The sequence below is a fragment of the Pantoea sp. 18069 genome (assembly GCF_902706035.1).
GTDB lineage: Bacteria > Pseudomonadota > Gammaproteobacteria > Burkholderiales > Burkholderiaceae_C > Comamonas.
In genome coordinates this window covers 1-19,247 of sequence record NZ_CACSJA010000020.1, presented here as the reverse complement: position 1 = coordinate 19,247, position 19,247 = coordinate 1, and the positions used below count along the sequence as shown (strand labels likewise).

Annotated in this window: 17 protein-coding genes and 4 pseudogenes; 15 read left to right on the top strand and 6 right to left on the bottom strand. The window is 61.4% G+C overall.

Annotation, left to right across the window (positions count from 1 at the left end; all coding sequences use genetic code 11):
* Position 1: 1 nt before the first annotated feature.
* From truB to GVL12_RS15985, 3 genes and pseudogenes are all read left to right on the top strand, one after another.
* Positions 2–919: pseudogene (gene truB / locus GVL12_RS15995) on the top strand (tRNA pseudouridine(55) synthase TruB); the annotation flags it as partial.
* Positions 920–990: 71 nt separating this feature from the next.
* Entirely contained in the window at positions 991–2,811 is a 1,821-nt protein-coding gene (gene typA / locus GVL12_RS15990) for a translational GTPase TypA (protein ID WP_159915787.1), read from the top strand.
* 166 nt (positions 2,812–2,977) lie between these two features.
* Positions 2,978–4,072 (top strand): enoyl-CoA hydratase/isomerase family protein, encoded by a 1,095-nt coding sequence (locus tag GVL12_RS15985; protein WP_159915785.1) that lies wholly within the window; start codon positions 2,978–2,980, stop codon positions 4,070–4,072.
* A 48-nt stretch (positions 4,073–4,120) separates the two neighbouring features.
* Here the strand turns inward: GVL12_RS15985 and smpB are convergent, their stop codons facing one another.
* On the bottom strand, positions 4,121–4,594 hold the full coding sequence (gene smpB, locus GVL12_RS15980) for an SsrA-binding protein SmpB (protein ID WP_159915783.1): 474 nt from the start codon (positions 4,592–4,594) through the stop codon (positions 4,121–4,123).
* Positions 4,595–4,736: 142 nt separating this feature from the next.
* Between smpB and GVL12_RS15975 the strand changes: the two genes are divergently transcribed.
* Together GVL12_RS15975 and GVL12_RS15970 are read left to right on the top strand one after the other, a co-directional pair.
* Positions 4,737–5,177 carry a type II toxin-antitoxin system RatA family toxin gene (locus tag GVL12_RS15975; RefSeq protein WP_159915781.1) on the top strand — a complete coding sequence of 147 codons (441 nt, stop codon included), beginning with the start codon at positions 4,737–4,739 and terminating at the stop codon, positions 5,175–5,177.
* Positions 5,170–5,508, top strand: a complete 339-nt coding sequence (locus GVL12_RS15970) for an RnfH family protein (RefSeq protein ID WP_159915779.1) — start codon at positions 5,170–5,172, stop codon at positions 5,506–5,508. Before GVL12_RS15975 ends, GVL12_RS15970 begins: the two co-directional genes overlap by 8 nt.
* 6 nt (positions 5,509–5,514) lie before the next feature.
* Here GVL12_RS15970 and GVL12_RS15965 read toward each other — a convergent pair whose 3' ends face one another.
* Entirely contained in the window at positions 5,515–6,048 is a 534-nt protein-coding gene (locus tag GVL12_RS15965) for a DUF4124 domain-containing protein (protein WP_159915778.1), read from the bottom strand.
* 161 nt (positions 6,049–6,209) lie between these two features.
* Between GVL12_RS15965 and guaB the strand changes: the two genes are divergently transcribed.
* The 3 genes and pseudogenes from guaB to GVL12_RS15950 all read left to right on the top strand — a co-directional run.
* Positions 6,210–7,685, top strand: coding sequence for an IMP dehydrogenase (gene guaB / locus GVL12_RS15960; RefSeq protein ID WP_159915776.1), 1,476 nt, complete (start codon positions 6,210–6,212; stop codon positions 7,683–7,685).
* Positions 7,686–7,759: 74 nt separating this feature from the next.
* Complete coding sequence (gene guaA / locus GVL12_RS15955) at positions 7,760–9,376, top strand: glutamine-hydrolyzing GMP synthase (protein ID WP_159915774.1); 1,617 nt, start codon at positions 7,760–7,762, stop codon at positions 9,374–9,376.
* 300 nt (positions 9,377–9,676) lie between these two features.
* Positions 9,677–9,856 (top strand): annotated as a pseudogene (locus GVL12_RS15950) (Arm DNA-binding domain-containing protein); the annotation flags it as partial.
* A 90-nt stretch (positions 9,857–9,946) separates the two neighbouring features.
* Here GVL12_RS15950 and GVL12_RS27035 read toward each other — a convergent pair.
* Positions 9,947–10,051, bottom strand: a pseudogene (locus tag GVL12_RS27035) (DUF4236 domain-containing protein); the annotation flags it as partial.
* A gap of 424 nt (positions 10,052–10,475) precedes the next feature.
* Between GVL12_RS27035 and radC the strand changes: the two are divergent.
* Complete coding sequence (gene radC / locus GVL12_RS15940) at positions 10,476–10,967, top strand: DNA repair protein RadC (RefSeq protein ID WP_159915912.1); 492 nt, start codon at positions 10,476–10,478, stop codon at positions 10,965–10,967.
* Here radC and GVL12_RS15935 read toward each other — a convergent pair.
* Positions 10,910–11,731 carry a hypothetical protein gene (locus GVL12_RS15935; protein WP_159915772.1) on the bottom strand — a complete coding sequence of 274 codons (822 nt, stop codon included), beginning with the start codon at positions 11,729–11,731 and terminating at the stop codon, positions 10,910–10,912. The two genes, radC and GVL12_RS15935, sit on opposite strands and share 58 nt — an antisense overlap.
* Before the next feature lie 95 nt (positions 11,732–11,826).
* On the opposite strand from GVL12_RS15935, the pseudogene GVL12_RS15930 reads away from it, so the two are divergent.
* From GVL12_RS15930 to GVL12_RS15920, 3 genes and pseudogenes are all read left to right on the top strand, one after another.
* A pseudogene (locus GVL12_RS15930) lies at positions 11,827–12,096 on the top strand (ATPase, T2SS/T4P/T4SS family); the annotation flags it as partial.
* A gap of 325 nt (positions 12,097–12,421) precedes the next feature.
* A complete protein-coding gene (locus GVL12_RS15925) occupies positions 12,422–12,667 on the top strand; it encodes a helix-turn-helix transcriptional regulator (protein WP_159915770.1) in 246 nt (81 codons plus the stop codon).
* The gene (locus tag GVL12_RS15920; protein WP_159915768.1) at positions 12,657–13,946 is read left to right on the top strand and encodes a type II toxin-antitoxin system HipA family toxin; all 1,290 of its coding nucleotides are present in this window, start codon (positions 12,657–12,659) and stop codon (positions 13,944–13,946) included. The genes GVL12_RS15925 and GVL12_RS15920 overlap by 11 nt, the downstream gene beginning before the upstream one ends.
* Positions 13,947–14,413: 467 nt before the next feature.
* On the opposite strand, the gene GVL12_RS15915 is transcribed toward GVL12_RS15920, so the two are convergent.
* Positions 14,414–15,235, bottom strand: a complete 822-nt coding sequence (locus GVL12_RS15915; RefSeq protein WP_159915766.1) for a hypothetical protein — start codon at positions 15,233–15,235, stop codon at positions 14,414–14,416.
* Positions 15,236–15,309: 74 nt separating this feature from the next.
* On the opposite strand from GVL12_RS15915, the gene GVL12_RS15910 reads away from it, so the two are divergent.
* Positions 15,310–15,504: a hypothetical protein gene (locus tag GVL12_RS15910; RefSeq protein WP_159915764.1), complete on the top strand. Its 195-nt coding sequence runs from the start codon at positions 15,310–15,312 to the stop codon at positions 15,502–15,504.
* Between the two features lie 438 nt (positions 15,505–15,942).
* Here the strand turns inward: GVL12_RS15910 and GVL12_RS15905 are convergent, their stop codons facing one another.
* The gene (locus GVL12_RS15905; protein WP_159915762.1) at positions 15,943–16,875 is read right to left on the bottom strand and encodes a LysR family transcriptional regulator; all 933 of its coding nucleotides are present in this window, start codon (positions 16,873–16,875) and stop codon (positions 15,943–15,945) included.
* 119 nt (positions 16,876–16,994) lie between these two features.
* Here GVL12_RS15905 and GVL12_RS15900 point away from each other — a divergent pair, with 119 nt between their 5' ends.
* The gene (locus GVL12_RS15900; protein WP_159915760.1) at positions 16,995–17,972 is read left to right on the top strand and encodes a tripartite tricarboxylate transporter substrate binding protein; all 978 of its coding nucleotides are present in this window, start codon (positions 16,995–16,997) and stop codon (positions 17,970–17,972) included.
* A gap of 7 nt (positions 17,973–17,979) precedes the next feature.
* Positions 17,980–18,732, top strand: a complete 753-nt coding sequence (locus tag GVL12_RS15895) for an Asp/Glu racemase (protein ID WP_306770604.1) — start codon at positions 17,980–17,982, stop codon at positions 18,730–18,732.
* The last annotated feature ends 515 nt before the right edge of the window (positions 18,733–19,247 follow it).

Sequence of the window (19,247 nt, the reverse complement as noted above, 5' to 3'; positions counted from 1 at the left end):
CATGAACGCGCCTCGCACACGGGTGCAGCGGCGCCCTGTGCATGGGGTGTTGCTGCTCGACAAACCGCTGGGGTTTTCCAGCAATGACGCTTTGCAGAAAGTGAAGTGGTTGTTGCGCGCGGAAAAAGCCGGTCATACCGGCACCCTGGATCCCTTGGCCAGCGGCGTTCTGCCGCTGTGCTTTGGTGCTGCCACCAAGTTCAGCCAGCTGCAGCTTGAAGCGGCCAAGACCTATATCGCCATTGCCCGCCTGGGCACGACCACGACGACCGCGGATGCGGAAGGCGAGATCGTGCGCGAGCGGCCCGTGGACCTCGCGGCCCTCACGCCCGAACGACTGCAGGCCGTGGCCAGTCAGTTTTCCGGGCCGATTTCGCAGGTCCCGCCCATGCACAGCGCCCTGAAGAAGGACGGCAAGGCGCTCTACGAATACGCGCGCGAAGGCATAGAGATCGAACGCCCCGCGCGTGCGGTCACTATCCACGCGCTCGACGTGAGCCTGTGCGAAGACGCGGACGGCTTTGCGGCCGTCAAGCTGGTCGTGACCTGCAGCAAAGGCACCTATATCCGCACCCTGGGTGAGGATGTGGGCGAGGCCCTGGGCTGTGGTGCGCACCTTCGTTTCCTGCGCCGCACCGACACGGGCGGACTGGGGCTCGCGGGCTGCGTCACGCTCGAAGCGCTCGAAGCCATGGACGAGGAACAGCGCCTGTTGCATGTGCAGCCACCGCAAATGTTGCTGCATGAACACACGCCTGTCACCCTGACCGAGTACGATGCCGGACGTTTTCTGTCGGGCATGCGCCGACGGGGCGACTGGCCGGATGCGCCGGCAGTGGCCGTCTATGGAACAGAGCCACACGCTCTATTGGGAGTAGGCCATGTGCTGGCCGGGGAGCTCATCCCCGACCGCCTGCTGAGCCCCTTGGAAATTCAACAAATTTTGGAAGGCACGCCGCGCCCAACAGACCGCGGCATTTTGGAAACTTTATGAGTACACAAATCCGCAACATCGCGATCATTGCGCACGTTGACCACGGTAAAACCACCATGGTCGATCAGCTTCTGCGCCAGTCCGGCACTTTTGCCGAGCATGAAAAGGTGGTCGACACCGTCATGGACAACAATGCCATCGAGCGCGAGCGCGGCATTACCATTCTGGCCAAGAACTGTGCCGTCAGCTGGGAAGGCACCCACATCAACATTCTCGACACGCCCGGTCACGCCGACTTCGGCGGTGAAGTCGAGCGCGCCCTGTCGATGGTCGACGGCGTGGTGCTGCTGATCGACGCGCAAGAGGGCCCCATGCCCCAGACGCGTTTCGTGACCAAGAAGGCCCTGGCCCTGGGCCTGCGCCCCATCGTCGTGGTCAACAAGGTGGACAAGCCCGGTGCGCGTCCCGACTACGTGGTCAACGCCGCTTTCGACCTGTTCGACAAGCTTGGCGCCACCGATGAACAGCTGGACTTCCCCGTGGTCTACGCCTCGGGCATCAACGGCTGGTCGTCGACCGAAGAAGGCGCTCCTGGTGAACAGTGGGGCACCGACATGTCGGCCCTGTTCAACACCATCCTGAACCACGTGCCTTCGATCCAGGGCGATGCAACGGCTCCCCTGCAGATGCAGGTGTCGGCACTCGACTACTCGACCTTCGTGGGCCGTATCGGCGTGGCGCGCATCTCCCAGGGCACCGTCAAGGCAGGTCAGGAAGTCATGATCATGGCCGGCCCCGAAGGCAAGGCCTACAAGGGTCGTATCAACCAGATCCAGAAGTTCCAGGGCATCGATCGCGTGCAAGTCACCGAAGCCGGCCCCAGCGAAATCGTGCTGGTCAACGGCATCGAAAACCTGGGCATTGGTGAAACCATCACCGATCCGCTGGATCCCCAGCCCATGCCCATGCTCAAGATCGACGAACCGACCTTGACCATGAACTTCTGCGTGAACAACTCGCCGCTGGCGGGTCGTGAAGGCAAGTTCGTGACCAGCCGCCAGATCTGGGACCGCCTGCAAAAGGAACTGCGTTCCAACGTGGCCCTGCGCGTCAAGGAAACCGACGAAGACGGCATCTTCGAAGTGTCGGGTCGCGGCGAACTGCACCTGACCATTCTGCTCGAAGAAATGCGCCGCGAAGGCTACGAGCTGGCAGTGTCCAAGCCGCGCGTGGTGTTCCGCGACATCAACGGTGAAAAGCACGAGCCTATCGAGCTGGTCACCGCCGACGTCGAAGAAACCCATCAGGGCGGCGTGATGCAGGCCCTGGGCGAGCGCAAGGGCGAGCTGGTCAACATGGAGTCCGACGGCCGTGGCCGCGTTCGCCTCGAGTACCGCATTCCCGCGCGTGGCCTGATCGGCTTCACCAACGAATTCCTGAACCTGACACGTGGTTCGGGCCTGATCGCCAACATCTTCGACAGCTACGAACCCCACAAGGGTGACATCGGCGGCCGCAAGAACGGTGTGCTGATCTCCATGGACGACGGTGAAATCTTCACCTACGCCCTGGGCAAGCTCGACGACCGTGGCCGCATGTTCGTCAAGGCGAACGATCCGGTGTACGAAGGTATGATCATCGGCATCCACAGCCGTGACAACGACCTGGTGGTGAACGCCACGCGTACCAAGCAGCTGACCAACTTCCGTGTCTCCGGCAAGGAAGACGCGATCAAGGTCACGCCCCCGATCGACCTGTCGCTGGAATACGCGGTGGAATTCATCGAGGACGACGAACTGGTCGAAATCACCCCCAAGAGCGTGCGCGTGCGCAAGCGCCACCTGAAGGAAAGCGATCGCAAGCGCGCTGGACGCTGAGATTGCTGAAGAGCGCTTGCCCTGCATTACGCTCACAGAAAAAGCCGCCTTGTGCGGCTTTTTTTGCGTCTGCGACAGCGGCAGCGGGGTTGCCTCGGTTAAGGTTGAAGATTGGCGCGCAGCCGCGTGGCTGCGCTGAATCATCGGTAGATCTGAGGAACACAATATGACGGAGACAAATGCGCTGGTCCTGACCGAAGTGCGGGGCCGCATAGGCTGCATCACCCTCAACCGCGCGCGCGCGCTCAATGCGCTGTCGCTGGAGATGGTGCGTGAATTGATGGCCGCGCTGCTGCAATGGCAGGACGACCCCCAGGTGCTGGCCGTGGCGCTGCGCGGCAGCAACAAGGAAGGCGTGTTCGGCGCGCTGTGCGCGGGCGGTGACATCCGCTTCCTGCACCAGGCGGGCAGCACGGGCAACCCGCAGCTCGAAGACTTCTTCACCGAAGAGTACGCGCTCAACCACCTGATCCACCACTATCCCAAGCCCTATATCGCTTTCATGGACGGCATCGTCATGGGCGGCGGCATGGGCATCAGCCAGGGCGCGAGCGCGCGCATCGTGACCGAGCGCACGAAAATGGCCATGCCTGAAACGGCGATCGGCCTGTTCCCCGACGTCGGCGGCGGCTACTTCCTGAGCCGCTGCCCCGGTCACACGGGCGAATGGCTGGGCCTGACCGGCGAGACCATTGCCGCGGGCGATGCGATCGCGCTGGGCCTGGCCGATGGCCTGGTGCCGTCAGACCAGTTGTCCGCGCTGTGGGATGCGCTGGCCACCCAGGACTTTGCCGACGGCGCGGCGGTGCAGCAATGGATCGATGGGCAACTGGGCACGGCGCCCACGCATTTCGCCGGCCAGCAGGCCGAGATCGACCAGTATTTCGCCTTGCCCACGGTGGCGGCCATCGTCGCGGCGCTCGAAGAGGGTGGCAGCGACTGGGCCCAGGCCACGGCGGCCCTGCTGCGCAAGCGCTCGCCGCTGATGCTGCATGTGGTGCTCGAGCAGGTGCGCCGTGCGCGCGCCATGGCCCTGGCCGACGACCTGCGCATGGAGCGCGACATGGTGCGCCACTGCTTTTACCTGCGCCCCGGCCAGAGCGAAACCCTCGAAGGCATTCGCGCGCTGGCCGTGGACAAGGACCATGCGCCGCGCTGGAGTCCGGCGCGCATCGAGGACGTCCAGGACGCGCAGTGGCAGGCATTTTTTGCCAGCCCCTGGCCCGCGCACGCCCATCCCCTGGCTGTGCTGGCGGACTGAGTTTTCGCCTGCCATGAGGCCGCTGAACGCGGCTTCGCAGGCGGGGCCTCAGCGATTGCGCCCCTTCATGGCCCGCTCCACTTCGCGCTTGCCTTCGCGGTCCTTGATGGTGTCGCGCTTGTCGTGCTCGCCCTTGCCCTTGGCAAGCGCGATCTCGGCCTTGACCAGGCCGTTCTTCCAGTGCAGGTTCAGCGGCACCAGCGTATAGCCCTTTTGCTCGACCTTGCCGATCAGCCGCTTGATCTCTTCCTTGTGCAGCAGCAGCTTCTTGGTGCGCGCGGCATCGGGGCTCACATGGGTCGAGGCAGTGCGCAGCGGGTTGATCTGGCAGCCGATCAGGTAGAGCTCGCCGTCCTTGATGACCACGTAGCCGTCGGTCAGCTGGACCTTGCCTTCGCGCAAGGCCTTGACTTCCCAGCCGTGCAGGACCATGCCCGCCTCGTGGCGTTCCTCGAAGAAGTAGTTGTAAGCCGCTTTTTTGTTGTCGGCAATGCGGGACGGGGAATCAGTTTTTTTGGCCATGTATGAATTAAGTGCGGCGCAATCCAGGAGATAAAAGGTCTCCCTACAATGTGGTTTGTCGTCTCGCTGCAGAGATTCTAGTTTCCATCGGCCCTGGATGCTGAGATGGCCTTCGCAGCATCCCTATTCAGGCCCCATTTCCATGAAAACAGTCAACAAATCCGTCCTCATCTGGTACAGCCCCGAAGAAATGTATGCCTTGGTGACGGATGTGGACCATTACGCCGAGTTCCTGCCCTGGTGCGACCATGGGCGCATCCTCGAGCAGGACGCGCAGGGCATGACGGCGGAAGTGGGAATGTCGCTGGGCGGGCTGAAGAAATCCTTTGTGACCCGCAACACCCACGAGGAAGGCCGGCGCGTGACCATTCGCCTGGTCAAGGGGCCATTCTCGCACCTCGAAGGCGACTGGTATTTCCACCCTGTGGGCGACGGCTCGCAGCGTGCCTGTAAGGTGGAGCTGCGCCTGAGCTATGGCTTCGACAATATCGCGCTGGCCGCCTTGGTCGGCCCGGTGTTCGACCGCATCGCGGCCTCGATGGTCGATGCATTCATCAAGCGTGCGGAACAGGTCTATGGCTGAAGTGGAGGCCGCCGACGCGCAACTCAGCGTGGAGGTGGTGTTTTCTTCCGAGGCAGGGCAGGTGCAGGAATGGTCGCTGCGCCTGCCGCCCGGCGCCTGCCTGCTTGACGCGCTGCGCGCCGCAGGGCTTGAGGCCAGCGCCTGCGCCGCAGGCATCTGGGGACGGCGCGCCGAGCGCAGCCAACTGCTGCGTGACGGCGACCGGGTCGAGCTGTACCGGCCCTTGCTGGTCGATCCCAAGGTCGCGCGGCGCGAGCGCTTTGCGCGCCAGGGCGCGCGCGGTGCGGGGCTGTTCTCGCGCCAGCGCCCCGGCGGCAAGGCCGGTTACTGAATCTGCTTATTGAGGGCGCGGCGCGCTGGCCGGGCCGCAGTCGCTGGTGATCGTGTTCTGCGCGCGCTGGCGCTCGGCGGCGCGCGCTGCATCGTCCATGAACACCCGCTCGCCCTGGGCATTGGTATGTGAGAGCAGCCTGCCATCGGTCAACGCCGCCTGCGCCGCCTTGGCGCGCGCACAATTGTCCTGGCGCGCCTGGGCCCGCTTTTTCTCCTGCGCGTCGGCCTGGGCCTGTTCAAGCCTGGCCTGTTCGGCTTCCTCGGCGGTTTTCCTGGCCTGCAATTGCGCGTCCACGCCGCTGCCGCGGTGCACGGGCTGGGCCGCAGCCGGGCTCGCGGTCTGTGGCGCTGCCTGCGCAGCGGCCGGGGCTTTGGCGATACCGGGCTGCTTGATGATGCGCTCGACAGGTACCTGCACCGGCGGCGGCAGGTCGCTGTAGACCTTGCGGCCTTGTGCATCGACCCACTGCCATTGCGCCAGTGCGTTGGCGGAGAAAAGGCTGCTCGCGCAGAGCAGTGCAAGCGTGAAGACGTTCATGGCGGCGGGGTCTGGAATAGGGAAGGTCGGAGCAGCGGAACTGACCATCGGTGGAATCTTCGCACTTCCCATTCAGCCTGCCAAGGCCAGGACGGCAAAAAACCAGGCGCCGCCTGTAAGAATTGCGTGCACAGGTACAATCGTTTTTTTGGAGCTTTCACATGCGCCTTCTTGGTAAAGCACTGACCTTCGACGATGTGTTGCTGGTACCCGCTTACTCCCAAATCCTGCCCAAGGACACGTCTCTCGCGACACGTTTTTCCCGCAATATTTCCCTGAACATTCCCCTGGTGTCCGCCGCGATGGACACCGTGACGGAAGCGCGCCTGGCCATCGCCATTGCGCAAGAGGGTGGTATCGGCATCATCCACAAGAACATGACGGCCCAGGAACAGGCCGCCGAAGTGAACAAGGTCAAGCGCCACGAATCCGGCGTCGTGATCGACCCCGTGGTCATCACCCCTGAGCACACCGTCCTGCAGGTGCTGCAACTGTCGGAAAACCTCGGCATCTCCGGTTTCCCGGTCTGCGATGGCGGCAAGGTCGTGGGCATCGTGACCAGCCGTGACGTGCGCTTCGAGACGCGTTACGACGTCAAGGTCAGCCAGATCATGACGCCGCGCGAAAAGCTGATCACCGTCAACGAAAAAGACGGCACGACGCCCGCCGAAGCCAAGACGCTGCTCAACAAGCACAAGCTCGAACGCATTCTGGTCGTCAACGATGATTTCGAGCTCAAGGGCCTGATCACCGTCAAGGACATCAACAAGCAGACCACCTTCCCCAACGCCGCGCGCGATGCCGCCGGCCGGCTGCGCGTGGGCGCCGCCGTAGGCGTGGGCGCAGGCACCGAAGAGCGTGTGGAACTGCTGGTCAAGGCCGGCGTCGACGCGATCATCGTCGACACCGCCCACGGCCACAGCCAGGGCGTGATCGAGCGCGTGCGCTGGGTCAAGCAGAACTACCCGCAGGTCGACGTCGTCGGCGGCAACATCGCCACGGGCGCGGCTGCGCTGGCCCTGGTCGAAGCCGGAGCGGACGCGGTCAAGGTCGGTATCGGCCCGGGCTCGATCTGCACCACGCGCATCGTCGCCGGTGTGGGCGTGCCCCAGATCATGGCCATCGACAGCGTGGCCACGGCCCTGCTGGGCACGGGCGTGCCGCTGATCGCTGACGGCGGCGTGCGCTTCTCGGGCGACATCGCCAAGGCCCTCGCGGCCGGCGCCTCGACCATCATGATGGGCGGCATGTTCGCCGGCACCGAAGAAGCGCCGGGTGAAGTCATCCTGTACCAGGGCCGCTCGTACAAGAGCTACCGCGGCATGGGCTCGATCGGCGCGATGCAGCAGGGCTCGGCCGACCGCTACTTCCAGGAATCGTCGACCGGCAACCCGAACGCCGACAAGCTGGTTCCCGAAGGCATCGAAGGCCGCGTGCCCTACAAGGGCTCCATGGTCTCCATCGTCTACCAGATGGCTGGTGGCGTGCGCGCGGCGATGGGCTACTGCGGCTGCGCCAGCATCGAGCAGATGAACAACCAGGCTGAATTTGTCGAGATCACGACGGCCGGCATCCGTGAAAGCCACGTCCATGACGTGCAAATTACGAAAGAAGCGCCCAACTATCGCGCCGACTAAAATCGGTTGATCGCCACCTAATGGCCCGATCCGCTGCGCAGGCAGGCCGGTCGGGCCTTGCCATTTTCCAGACCATGCAACACGACAAGATCCTCATCCTCGACTTCGGCTCCCAAGTCACCCAGCTGATTGCGCGCCGCGTGCGCGAAGCCCATGTCTACTGCGAAGTCCATCCTTGCGATGTGAGCAGCGACTGGGTGCGCGAGTTCGCCGCCGACGGCAAGCTCAAGGGAGTGATTCTTTCGGGCAGCCACGCCAGCGTCTACGAAGTCGACGACCGCGCGCCCGACGCCGTGTTCGAGCTGGGCATTCCCGTGCTGGGCATCTGCTACGGCATGCAGACCATGGCCACGCAGCTGGGCGGCAAGGTCGAAGGCTCGAACAACCGCGAATTCGGCTACGCCGAAGTCCGCGCCCATGGCCAGACCGAGCTGCTCAAGGGCATCGAGGACTTCGCCACGGCCGAAGGCCACGGCATGCTCAAGGTCTGGATGAGCCACGGCGACAAGGTGACCCAGCTGCCCGAAGGCTTCAAGGTCATGTGCTCGACGCCGTCCTGCCCCATCGCCGGCATGGCCGACGAAACGCGCCGCTACTACGCCGTGCAGTTCCACCCCGAAGTCACGCACACCGTGCAGGGCCAGGCCATGCTCAACCGCTTCGTGCGCGACATCTGCGCTGCGTCGCCGGACTGGATCATGGGCGACTACATCGAGGAAGCCGTCGCCAGGATCCGCGAGCAGGTCGGTGACGAAGAAGTCATTTTGGGCCTGTCGGGCGGCGTCGATTCGTCGGTCGCCGCGGCGCTGATCCACCGCGCGATCGGTGACCAGCTGACCTGCGTGTTCGTCGATCACGGCCTGCTGCGCCTGAACGAAGGCGACATGGTCATGGAAATGTTCGAAGGCAAGCTGCACGCCAAGGTGGTGCGCGTCGATGCCGCCGAGCTGTTCCTGGGCGAGCTCGCCGGCGTGTCCGAACCCGAGCAAAAGCGCAAGATCATCGGCCGCCTGTTCGTCGACGTCTTCAAGGCCGAAGCCGGCAAGCTCAAGGCCGCGAACGCCGGCAGCAAGGGCGCGACCTTCCTGGCCCAGGGCACCATCTACCCCGACGTGATCGAGTCGGGCGGCGCCAAGAGCAAGAAGGCCGTGACCATCAAGAGCCACCACAACGTGGGCGGCCTGCCGGAGCAACTGGGCCTGAAGCTGCTCGAACCCCTGCGCGACCTGTTCAAGGACGAAGTCCGCGAACTCGGCGTGGCCCTGGGCCTGCCGCGCAACATGGTCTACCGCCACCCATTCCCCGGCCCGGGCCTGGGCGTTCGCATCCTGGGTGAAGTCAAGAAGGAATACGCCGACCTGCTGCGCCGCGCCGACGCCATCTTCATCGAAGAACTCTACAACTTCACCGACGCCGCCACGGGCAAGAACTGGTACGAGCTGACCAGCCAGGCCTTCACCGTGTTCCTGCCCGTCAAGAGCGTGGGCGTGATGGGCGACGGCCGCACCTACGACTACGTCGTGGCCCTGCGCGCCGTGCAGACCAGCGACTTCATGACCGCCGACTGGGCTGAACTGCCGTATGCGTTGTTGAAGAAGGTGTCTGGGCGGATCATTAATGAAGTGCGCGGAATCAACCGCGTGACCTACGATGTGTCGACCAAGCCGCCGGCGACGATTGAGTGGGAGTGAATTGACGTCCTTCGGGGACTATCGTCAGTTATCGAAAAACTGTCGTAACGTGTTGATTTAGAAAGAAATACGTCGCGGCAACTATCGGTGACTATCGCCGGCCAGCGGAACAGGTTGGCGGTAAAAGTGGCGGTAAGAACCGGAGGTCGGATTAAGATCCTCCCGTTTACTATCCGGACCAAATCGGTCTTTGACGGTAAAAATCCTCCCGATACGCTGTGTCTATGCGGTTTTTCGGGCATCAGCAGGTCTCCAAGCCCCTGACGGTAAAAGCCGTCAAGAACTGGAGGAAAAACCTCGATGCTCACCGACACAGCACTGCGCAACCTCAAGCCTAAGTCATTGACTTACAAGGCTTCTGACCGCGACGGGATGTGCGTGACGGTATCGCCCAGCGGTACCGTCACCTTCCGCTACGATTACCGTCTCAACGGGCGCCGGGAGACGCTCACCATCGGTCGCTATGGGCCGGCCGGTATGATGGTTGGTGCGTGGGCTCAGATCCTGTTGGAAGGACACGCCTGTGCCAGGAATTCCGACAGTTGCGGACGGACCGCGGCTACCGTGGTGCAGCCGTAGTGGGCCAACGCCGACCGAGGTACTGATACCGCTGGGCGACAAGGTGAGTCGCACGCCTGGCAACGGACTGAAGCTCTTGCGAAAACGCCATCCCATGCTGACCTCCCACTTAGCTGGTATCGACTATTCCTGTTTAGCTATCTGACGGGACGGTAGGCGCAGTGTAGGCCATGCGTGCGTACCGCATGGGCCGGCGCTTGCAGCATTTGTCTGCCCCGTTGCCAGATTCGCCAGGATGTCCCTCGGGGTCTTTTATAGCAGTCGCTGGCATGGGCGGACATGTGATGCATCCGAACTGCGCGCTCCGCTTGCCTGTCAACGCCTTCGTTGGGGTGTGAGTAGGCGGTCTTGCTGTTTCCCTTCACCGTACCACGGCGTTCTCGCCGTCAAGGGCTGCGCGCCTTTGGCGCTTGCGGCCGTGACCGTCTGCGACCCCTGACTGCATGCGCTGCGCCGTGCTGGCGCCGGTTCCGGGCAATTCCGCCCGTGCAACCGGAGCACGATCATGTAGCTACTTTCCATTCCTTCCGATGCTGCGCTGTTGGTGCGTGACGACCAGGGCCAGTACCTGCCGGCGTCGGCCTACCAGATCCTGGAGGCTGCTCGTCAGGTCATCGACCAGAAGATGCAACGTGGGGCCGAGTTTGGTTCGCCGACGATGGTCAAGGACTATCTGCGTGCCAAGTTGGATGGTTTCGAGCACGAGGTGTTTGCCGTCCTGTTCCTGGATACCCGGCATCGTTTGATCGAGGACGTCGAGTTGTTCCGGGGCACGATCGATGGTGCATCGGTCCATCCGCGCGAGGTGGTCAAGGAAGCATTGCGCTGCAATGCAGCTGCGGCTGTCCTGGCGCACAACCATCCGAGCGGGAATCCCGAACCGAGCAGTGCGGACAAAGCGCTGACTCGGCGACTTAAGGAAGATCTGGCGCTGATCGACGTACGTACGCTGGATCACGTCGTCGTGGCGGGGCAGGTAACGGCCTCGTTTGCCGAAAGAGGCTTGTTGTGAGTCTCGGGGGCTTCGGCCCCTTTTTCCCCATTGCCGGAGAGCAGTGCTTGGGTGTTGGACTCGGCGCGGACACTAGACGTGAACTGGTCCGCATGCTGGATGGCGTACTCCAACAGTTCAATGACCTGCTGCGGGCGTTCACGGGAGGCATGGGCAACGAATGCCACCAGGTAAAAGCAGGCGGCAAGGATCACTGGTGCCCACAGATACAGATTGCTGTCCTCTTTGAGCAGCGTGGCCGCCGATATTGATACCGCCGCGAGCGCGGGAAACAGGCCCAGCTTGCGCACGTCGCCGGAAATCATGGCGATTCGCCCGTCGAATGAAGACCAGCGGTGGCGGTACTGAAGCAGACCATAGGCTAATGTTGCCTTGTCGAAAGTCCAAAGTTCCTTGAGCGTATCGGCGTCTTGCTGGAGATCGCGTTTCAATGCGGCCAGCATGGCGGCAAAGGGCTTCTTGCGATGACGCCAGAGGATGGAAAGAGAACCTACGGTGACGGTGATCAGGTAGGTGAGGGAGAGCGCCAGGTGGAGCAGATAGACACCGAGCAAGATGTGCCTGAACCCCGGAGATGTCGTTCCGTAGCGCTGCCATGCAATCATAACCAGGAAAACCACGATGGTCCCGAGAAAACCATACATGGACCACTTTTCCAGACACTGCGCGATTTTTCCTGGTGTGAATGTTTTGATGCTTGCCCTGGGGCGCGTCATCTCTTCCAGTAGTTGAAACAATGCATTGAGTTTCTCGGATTCGAGCATGCGATCTTTTACCAGTGTGTTTGAGAGCAAGGATTCTCCTGTTGTACAACGGCTGATGATCGAACTTCTTTGGGACGTCCCCGGCCACACCGCATGACCATGTGCCGCTGCGCACCCGCGCGGGCGTCGTGTCCATGACCGAGCTGGTGCGCGCCACGATGCGGCTGCGCCCGGATCGCGTGATCGTCGGTGAGGTGCGTGGCGGCGAGGCGCTGGATCTGATCAAGGTGTGGGGTACCGGTCATCCGGGCGGCATTGCCACGATTCACGCCGGCTCTGCCCTGGGCGCGCTGCTGAGCCTGGAGCAACTGATCCTGGAAGTGGCGGTGAACCCGCCGCATGCCTTGATCGCCGAGGCGGTCAACCGGGTCACCCAGATCGTTGCCGAACGGGCTCCAGCAGCCGGCCTGGCGGGCATCGATCCTGGCTAGGGAGCATGCGGTGCTGCTCATGACCAGGAAACATTCAGTTGGTGATCACGTTCGCGCCTGCTACTGCGCCCGTATTTAGTGGAGCGCCCCGGGGCGCTTCATTGCCTGACGACAATACCCGCTACATTTTTTATTTCCCAATCGGGAAGATGTGGGGAAATTACGGCTCAAACACATGAAATATTCCTGATCGGGAATTATGGCTTACGCTGAGGTGAATTCGAGGTGATAATTTCCTGATCGGGAAACTTGGCAGACCATGACATCCATACGATCACCCCAACAACTCGGCGATGCACTCCGTGCCGCTCGCAAGCAGCTGGAGCTGACACAGTCTCAGTTGGCCTTGGCGGCAGGGGTGGGTGTGCGTTTCATCGTCGATCTTGAGGCCGGCAAGCCCACGGTGCGGCTGGAACATGTGCTGCGGGTCATTGATGCGCTCGGTGGTGAGATCCAGCTGAGCGGGTTGCCCGATCAACATGAAGGTGGTGAGCATGGCGCATGAACTGGGAGTCTGGTTGTTCGCCGACCGTGTTGGCACCTTGGCGTTGGTCGATGGCCGACTGAATTTTTGCTATGCGCCCGATTGGTTGTTGCAGCCGGACGCCGTGGCGTTGTCCATCTCGCTGCCTCTGCAAGCGCCGCCGTTCGATGATCGTCAAACGCGCCCGTTCTTTGCCGGTCTTTTGCCAGAGGGGCAGATGCGCCGACTGATAGCGCAGCAATTCCAGGTTTCAGGGCAGAACGACTTTGCGTTGCTGGATCATATCGGTGGTGAATGTGCCGGGGCCGTGACGTTTCTTGAGACGGGGCAGGCCTTGCCTGTGCCTACCCGCAACCATGACGTTCAATGGTTGAGCGACGAGGAAGTCGCTGCCATTCTGGATGAGTTGCCGCGCCGCCCCATGCTGGCCGGCAAGGATGGCCTGCGGCTTTCCTTGGCGGGTGCCCAGGACAAACTACCCGTGGTTTTCGACGGTGCCCGCATCGGGCTGCCTCTCAACGGCACGCCGAGCTCCCACATCTTGAAGCCCGCCATCCACGCCGTAGAGGACAGCGTGACGAACGAAGGGTTTTGCATGGCACTGGCCGAGGCCATGCAGCTCAAGCCGGCGAAATCGGAAGTTCATGCGGTATTGGGTCGCCCGTTTCTGCTGGTGGCACGCTACGACCGTGTGGTGGATGCGCCAGGGCACAGGCAGCGTCTTCATCAGGAGGATTTCTGCCAGGCGCTTGGCGTGGTGCCTGAAATGAAATACCAAAATGAAGGTGGCCCCGACCTGGCCCAATGCTTCGATCTGGTGCGCCGTGCAACGCGCCCCAGTGCGCCGCAGATACTGCGTTTGTTCGATAGCGTGATCTTCAATGCGCTGATCGGCAATCACGATGCGCACGCCAAGAACTTCTCCCTGCTGTACGCCGGCAAGGCCCCCGTTTTGGCACCGTTCTACGACATGCTGTCGACAGCGGTGTATCCCACGTTGACGCCGAAGATGGCGATGAAAATCGGCAGCAAGTACAAGTTCAGCGAAGTCCAGGCGCGCCACTGGGAGCAGTTCGCGGAAAGCGTAGGTCTTTCCAAGGCGCAGTCCAAAAGACGTATTCTGGAACTGGCAAAGTCACTGCCGCCCACAGCGAATGGACTTCGGTCTGCTCCCGGACTGGGCTTTGCGGGAAATGCAGTGGTCGAGCGAATCATGGCCTTGATTGAGCAACGCTGCGCTCTGACGATTCGCCGGTTTAGCGACTCCATCGCCGACACGGCAGCCGAACCATCTGCCTGAACCCTGCCGGACGGGCTGCGTTGAGACCCCCGGAGTCAGGTAGGCAGATCCATTTGTGGCGCCTTCGACTCTTTGCTATGTTGATAGCTTGATTGATGATGGTGTCGCCAGAGTCATCGCCCCGCAAATCGCTTCATCTCCCGCGCCAGCAAAAGATCTGCGTTTTTGACGGTAAAAGCGACATGTCGATCACAGCCATTTCCTTTATCCATGCGGGTTCGGACGGCCTGTTGATGATGGCGTGGGGAGTGAGTCCGCGTCTGACGCTGCCTGACTGCTGCTAGAAAAGACCCCCTGCAAGGCTTTGATTTGCAGGGGGTCTTTTTCCATGCATACAGGCGTGAACAAGGGGTTCCGTGTTCGCTCCCGGGCCGCTGATTTGCATGTTTGCCCAATGGAGAGGCCAGTGGTCACTGGTCTTAGATCGTGAACACGTTCTCAGTTCCAAGGCGCGCGGCGCTTGTCATTTACATGGGAGTGCAGGTGAAACGGGCCACGCCGAGATAGAGGTCGCCGCCAGGCAGCTGGGCCCTGTACCCCACGACCAAGCCAGGTACTGCGTCGCCCAGGTTGGCCAGCACGATTGCCGCACCGGGGCCGTTGGCGAACATTCGGCCGGTGGCGGACACGGCTGGCGGATGCTGGATGGCCGTGGATAGGTCCACCGACGCGCTTTGTGCGCCTGCGTGCACCTGCATCGTTCCTTGTATTACGGCACCGCTGGGGTCGAACGAAACACTGGCGGAGCCGCTTGCCGAGCCGAGTTTCTGGTGCGTATCGGAAAGTGCGGTCGGCGCGGTCGCGGCAACGGACTCGCACTGCAACTGGCCATCGAGGGGCAGCGCCGCCAGGCGGTTGTAGACAATGTAGTGATACGACTCGTGGTCCTGGCCCTGGAGCGTGACGGTTTCAGTGTCTCTGGTGAGCGTGCCTTTCACCCAGCGCCCGAGCGCAAAATGCGCGTCGCCGGCGATATCCACAGTCTGGTGGTCGCCTGACAGGGTCTTGCTCCCTATGCGGACCATGGCGCCACTGTCAGCCTGTTCCGTAGGCACTGCAGACCCGATGGACTGCGCGCTCTTTGAGAGCAAGATGGAACGCGCGTTCTCGTTGGCTACGAACCTGGCGGAGACCGCGCCGATGTCGGCCGCGGCAGGCTCCTCTGCTGCAGGGACGTTCAGGGTCAATGCCGCGGGGGCGGCATCACCACCGCTGCCGCCGTCACCTCCGCAGGCCTGCAGCAAGGACAAGGACAGCACGGACAGAGAAAGAAGAATGCGTATGCTCATAAATGAATAAGTTGATTATTTCGTGTTGAAAGATAGCCTTCAGCAAAGGGCTCCACACACACGTTTGAGGTCAAATGGTTGAATTGCAGATCCATGCAGCGTTACTCAACCGCTTCAGCCAACTCGATTACCCCGTTGTCCATGAGCGTCCAGATTCCGAAAATTCCACTGCAAATCGACATATTCAGCCGCGGTTTTTAAACAAGCACCAAGCCTTGACACTCAACCGTGCACTAGTCGTTCATGACCGCATCACCACGGTATGGTGAACAGAAATGTCAGCAGTGATAAGGCGCACTGAATGAATGACTAGGCGGTTTATTTTGCTGACCTCGCCAAGGGTTAATCCTTCTCGATCATGCTGATGGCATATAGGACGATGCTGAGAGGCAGGATAAGCATTCCTGTAGCAAGCGGTCAGCCATGGCCTCTGGATCGGTAGATCGTCCTGCAGCAGCCCCGTTGCTACCTCCGCGCTCTTGGGGGTGCGTGCGCACTTGACCTTGCCCTCGAAACCCGTATCTCGCTCCAAGCGTTGGTTCGATCAGGATCGGGTCGATATCGCTGCTGGCGCGGTCGGTTCCGCTGGCCACGCAGCCGAAGATGAATGCTTGCTCGATTGGCGGTGCATACGACAGCAAGGCCTGCGTGATCACGCCAATTTCCGGGGACGGCCCCATCCTGGGCGATGCATGGCCTTGTGCGTTTCAAATGAGTGTGTCGCGTTCCGCCCGGGACTGCTCGGCATGCCGTTTTTGCGCCATTGCAAAAAATTCGCTCGCTGGTCGCGATAGGTGTTCAGGGTCACGCATGGCGAGCAGAAGGTGCCGTTCAGTCACCATGTCTTCCAGTTCGATCAGTTGAAGTTGCCGCACAGGCAGATGCGGCAGGGCTGCCGTGCGAGGGATGATGGCCACCCCCAAGCCTACGGATACCATGTGGCACATGGCATCGAAACTGCGCACCTGCACACGCGTGCGCAAGTGGCGATTGACGTCATTGGCCTGGCTGGTGATATGGCGTGTGAGCGATGTGCTGTGAGCCAAGCTGACGAATTCGCAGGCAAGGGCATCGATGAGCGAGACGCTTTTCTCCCTGGCCAGTGCATGGCGCTGCGGGACCAGCAGCATCAGCTGGTCGGTATCGCAAACAATGGTGTGCAGCCCGTCGCAGTGGGTGTTCTCGCCAATGATGGCCAGTTCTGACACGCCAGTGTTGATTGCGCAAACTGCATCTTCGCTGAGTGCATCTTCCAGGCTGACAGAGACACCGGGGTGGGCCTTGGCGTAGGTGGCCAGCAGTGGCGGCAAGAACCCGGCAAATGCCGAGGTGTTGGCCCAGATGCGCAGCTGGCCGGTTGCCCCTTCCCGAAAGTCGTCCATGGACAAAGCCAGGCGTTCGACGCGCGTGACCACGTCGATGCAGTGCTGGAGCAGGCTTTTTCCTGCAGGGGTGGCTGCTATCCCGCGCTTGCTTCGAACCATCAGCATCACACCGCAATGGCGCTCCAGCTCTGCAATGCGTTTGCTGGTCGCAGCCAATGAGAGGCCGATGTAGCGGGCACCCGCCGTCAGGCTGCCGGACTCCATCACTGCAATGAACACGCGCAAGGAGACGAGGTCGAAACGGTTCAGATTCATCCTGGCAATTATCCTTCGCAACAGGTGAAGGATGGCTCAATAAATTGCGGATTTCCACCTGGTTTCGCTTGATGGAGAATGCACTGGCCTTTCAATAAGAACCCTATGGAGACAACGGCATGAAAAAACGCAATTTATTGGCAGCCAGTGTGATGGCCGCTTTTGTAGGCAGCTTGGCCACAGGCAATGCTTTGGCGCAGGAGTTTCCCAGTAAATCAATGACTCTTGTGGTCCCCAACCCTCCCGGCGGGGTGGTGGATACAGCGGCGCGCCTGGTTTCCGATGTGATGGCTCGCGCTTTGGGGCAGCCCGTCATCGTGGATAACCGTGGCGGTGCGAGCGGCAATATTGCCTACCAAATGGTGGCGCGTGCGCCCAAGGATGGCTACACGCTGCTGTCGTCGTACTCCGCGTACCACGTGGGCAATCCCTCACTTTTCCCAAAGCCAGGTTGGTCGCAAAGTGACTTTGTGCCGGTAGGCTTGATTGTGGCAGCTACCAACGTGATTGCTGTGCACCCCTCGGTACCTGCCAACACGCTCCCCGAGTTCATTGAATACTTGCGCAAGAACCCCCGGACGGTGAATTACGCATCGCAAGGCAGTGGCTCGTTGTCCCATGTGGGGACAGCCCAGTTTGCGCAGATGACCAAGACGGAAATCACGCATGTGCCCTACAAGGGATCGGGTCCCGCAATGCAGGATGTGTTGAGCGGTCAGGTGCAGATGTTTATGAGTACGCCTCCCTCTGTCGGCCCACATGTCAAAAGCGGCAAGCTCAAGGCGCTGGCAGTGACCAGCAAGACCCGCCACCCCATGCTGCCTGATGTGCCCACCACCGGCGAGGCGGGCTTGCCCGGCTTCGAGCCTGAAGCATGGGTGGGCTTGTTCGCCCCGGCGGGTACGCCACCAAAGGTGTTGGCGCGTTTGTCCTCGTCGCTCAAGGCAGCGCTGGAAACACCTGAAGTCAAACAACGTGCAATGCTGCAAGGCATTGAGCCGCGTTTTCTCGATGCAGCAGCGCTCGATCAACTGGTCAAAAAGGAAACTGACTACTGGGGCGCACTGATCAAAGCCAACAACATCACCATGGAGTGACGTATAGATGAGTAAGATTTTCCGCATTGGGCAGATCGTGCCAAGCTCCAACACGACGATGGAGACAGAAATCCCCGCAATGCTTCTGGCACGCCAGGCGATTGAAACGGAACGGTTTACCTTCCACTCAAGCCGCATGCGCATGCAGAAGGTGACAAAGGAAGAGCTGGCGGCCATGGATGCCGATTCAGATCGCTGCGCCATCGAATTGGCGGATGCGCGTGTTGACGTCCTGGGTTATGCCTGTCTGGTGGCGATCATGAGCATGGGACGCGGCTACCATCGTGTGGCCCAGGCCCGGCTCCATGAACGCACCGCGCAAGTGGGTGGACGGGCGCCGGTGGTGACCAGTGCCGGCGCTTTGGTGGATGGCCTGAAGGCAATGGGCGCGCGCCGTATTTCTTTGCTTGCTCCTTATATGAAGCCTCTGACGGCCATGGTTGTCGATTACATCGAAAACGAAGGCATTGAGGTCGTGGACAGCATTTCTCTGGAAATTTCGGACAATCTCGAAGTGGGCCGCCAGGACCCACGTGCGCCGATTGAAATCACCAAGAAACTGAAAACCGATGGCGTCGATGTGGTGGTGGCTTCCGCCTGCGTGCAGATGCCGTCTCTGGCCTCGATTCAGGCCATTGAGGACAGGGTGGGCTTGCCGGTGATCAGCTCGTCAGTGGCAACCACTTACATGATGCTCAAACAGCTCGGCCTGAAGACCGTGGCTCCGGGATTTGGTTCCCTGCTGAGTGGCCGCTACTAGCGAAGCAGCCGGCCTGGGAAGCTGGACTGGGAGTGCACTCCATCGCGCGTTACCGGAGCTGACCGAACTGGAAACCACCAAAGCCCGCTTGATAGCGGGCTTTTTTGCATGGTGCGCCCAGCATGGGCGCATGCCTGCGGGTGCAAGTCCCGCCACGAGCTGGTCACAGTGAGTGAAGTGAAGCGCAACTGCGTGAGGGCGACCGAGCGTGGGAAGGAAGCGTGGAGCGTAAATCGCGAGCCGATGAACAAGAACCGCATAGAAGGCGCTGCCAAGCAGGGCGAGCGGGCCATGAACCGCAAAGCTCTTGTGACCAAGGCGAGGTGGCGTAAATGCGGCGGTTGTGCGATGAAGGTGTGTGTTCTTACCTGGGGAGATCTCGCCTTGCGGGTGAAAGCCCGACGGCTGTGCCGGAGCGAGAAGTCAGCAGAGGTCGTAGTAGCTGGAGCCGGGGCCGCTGAGGCCACAAGGCGAGAGCGAAGGACCAAACGAGAGTGAGTGACCGAGGACAAGAA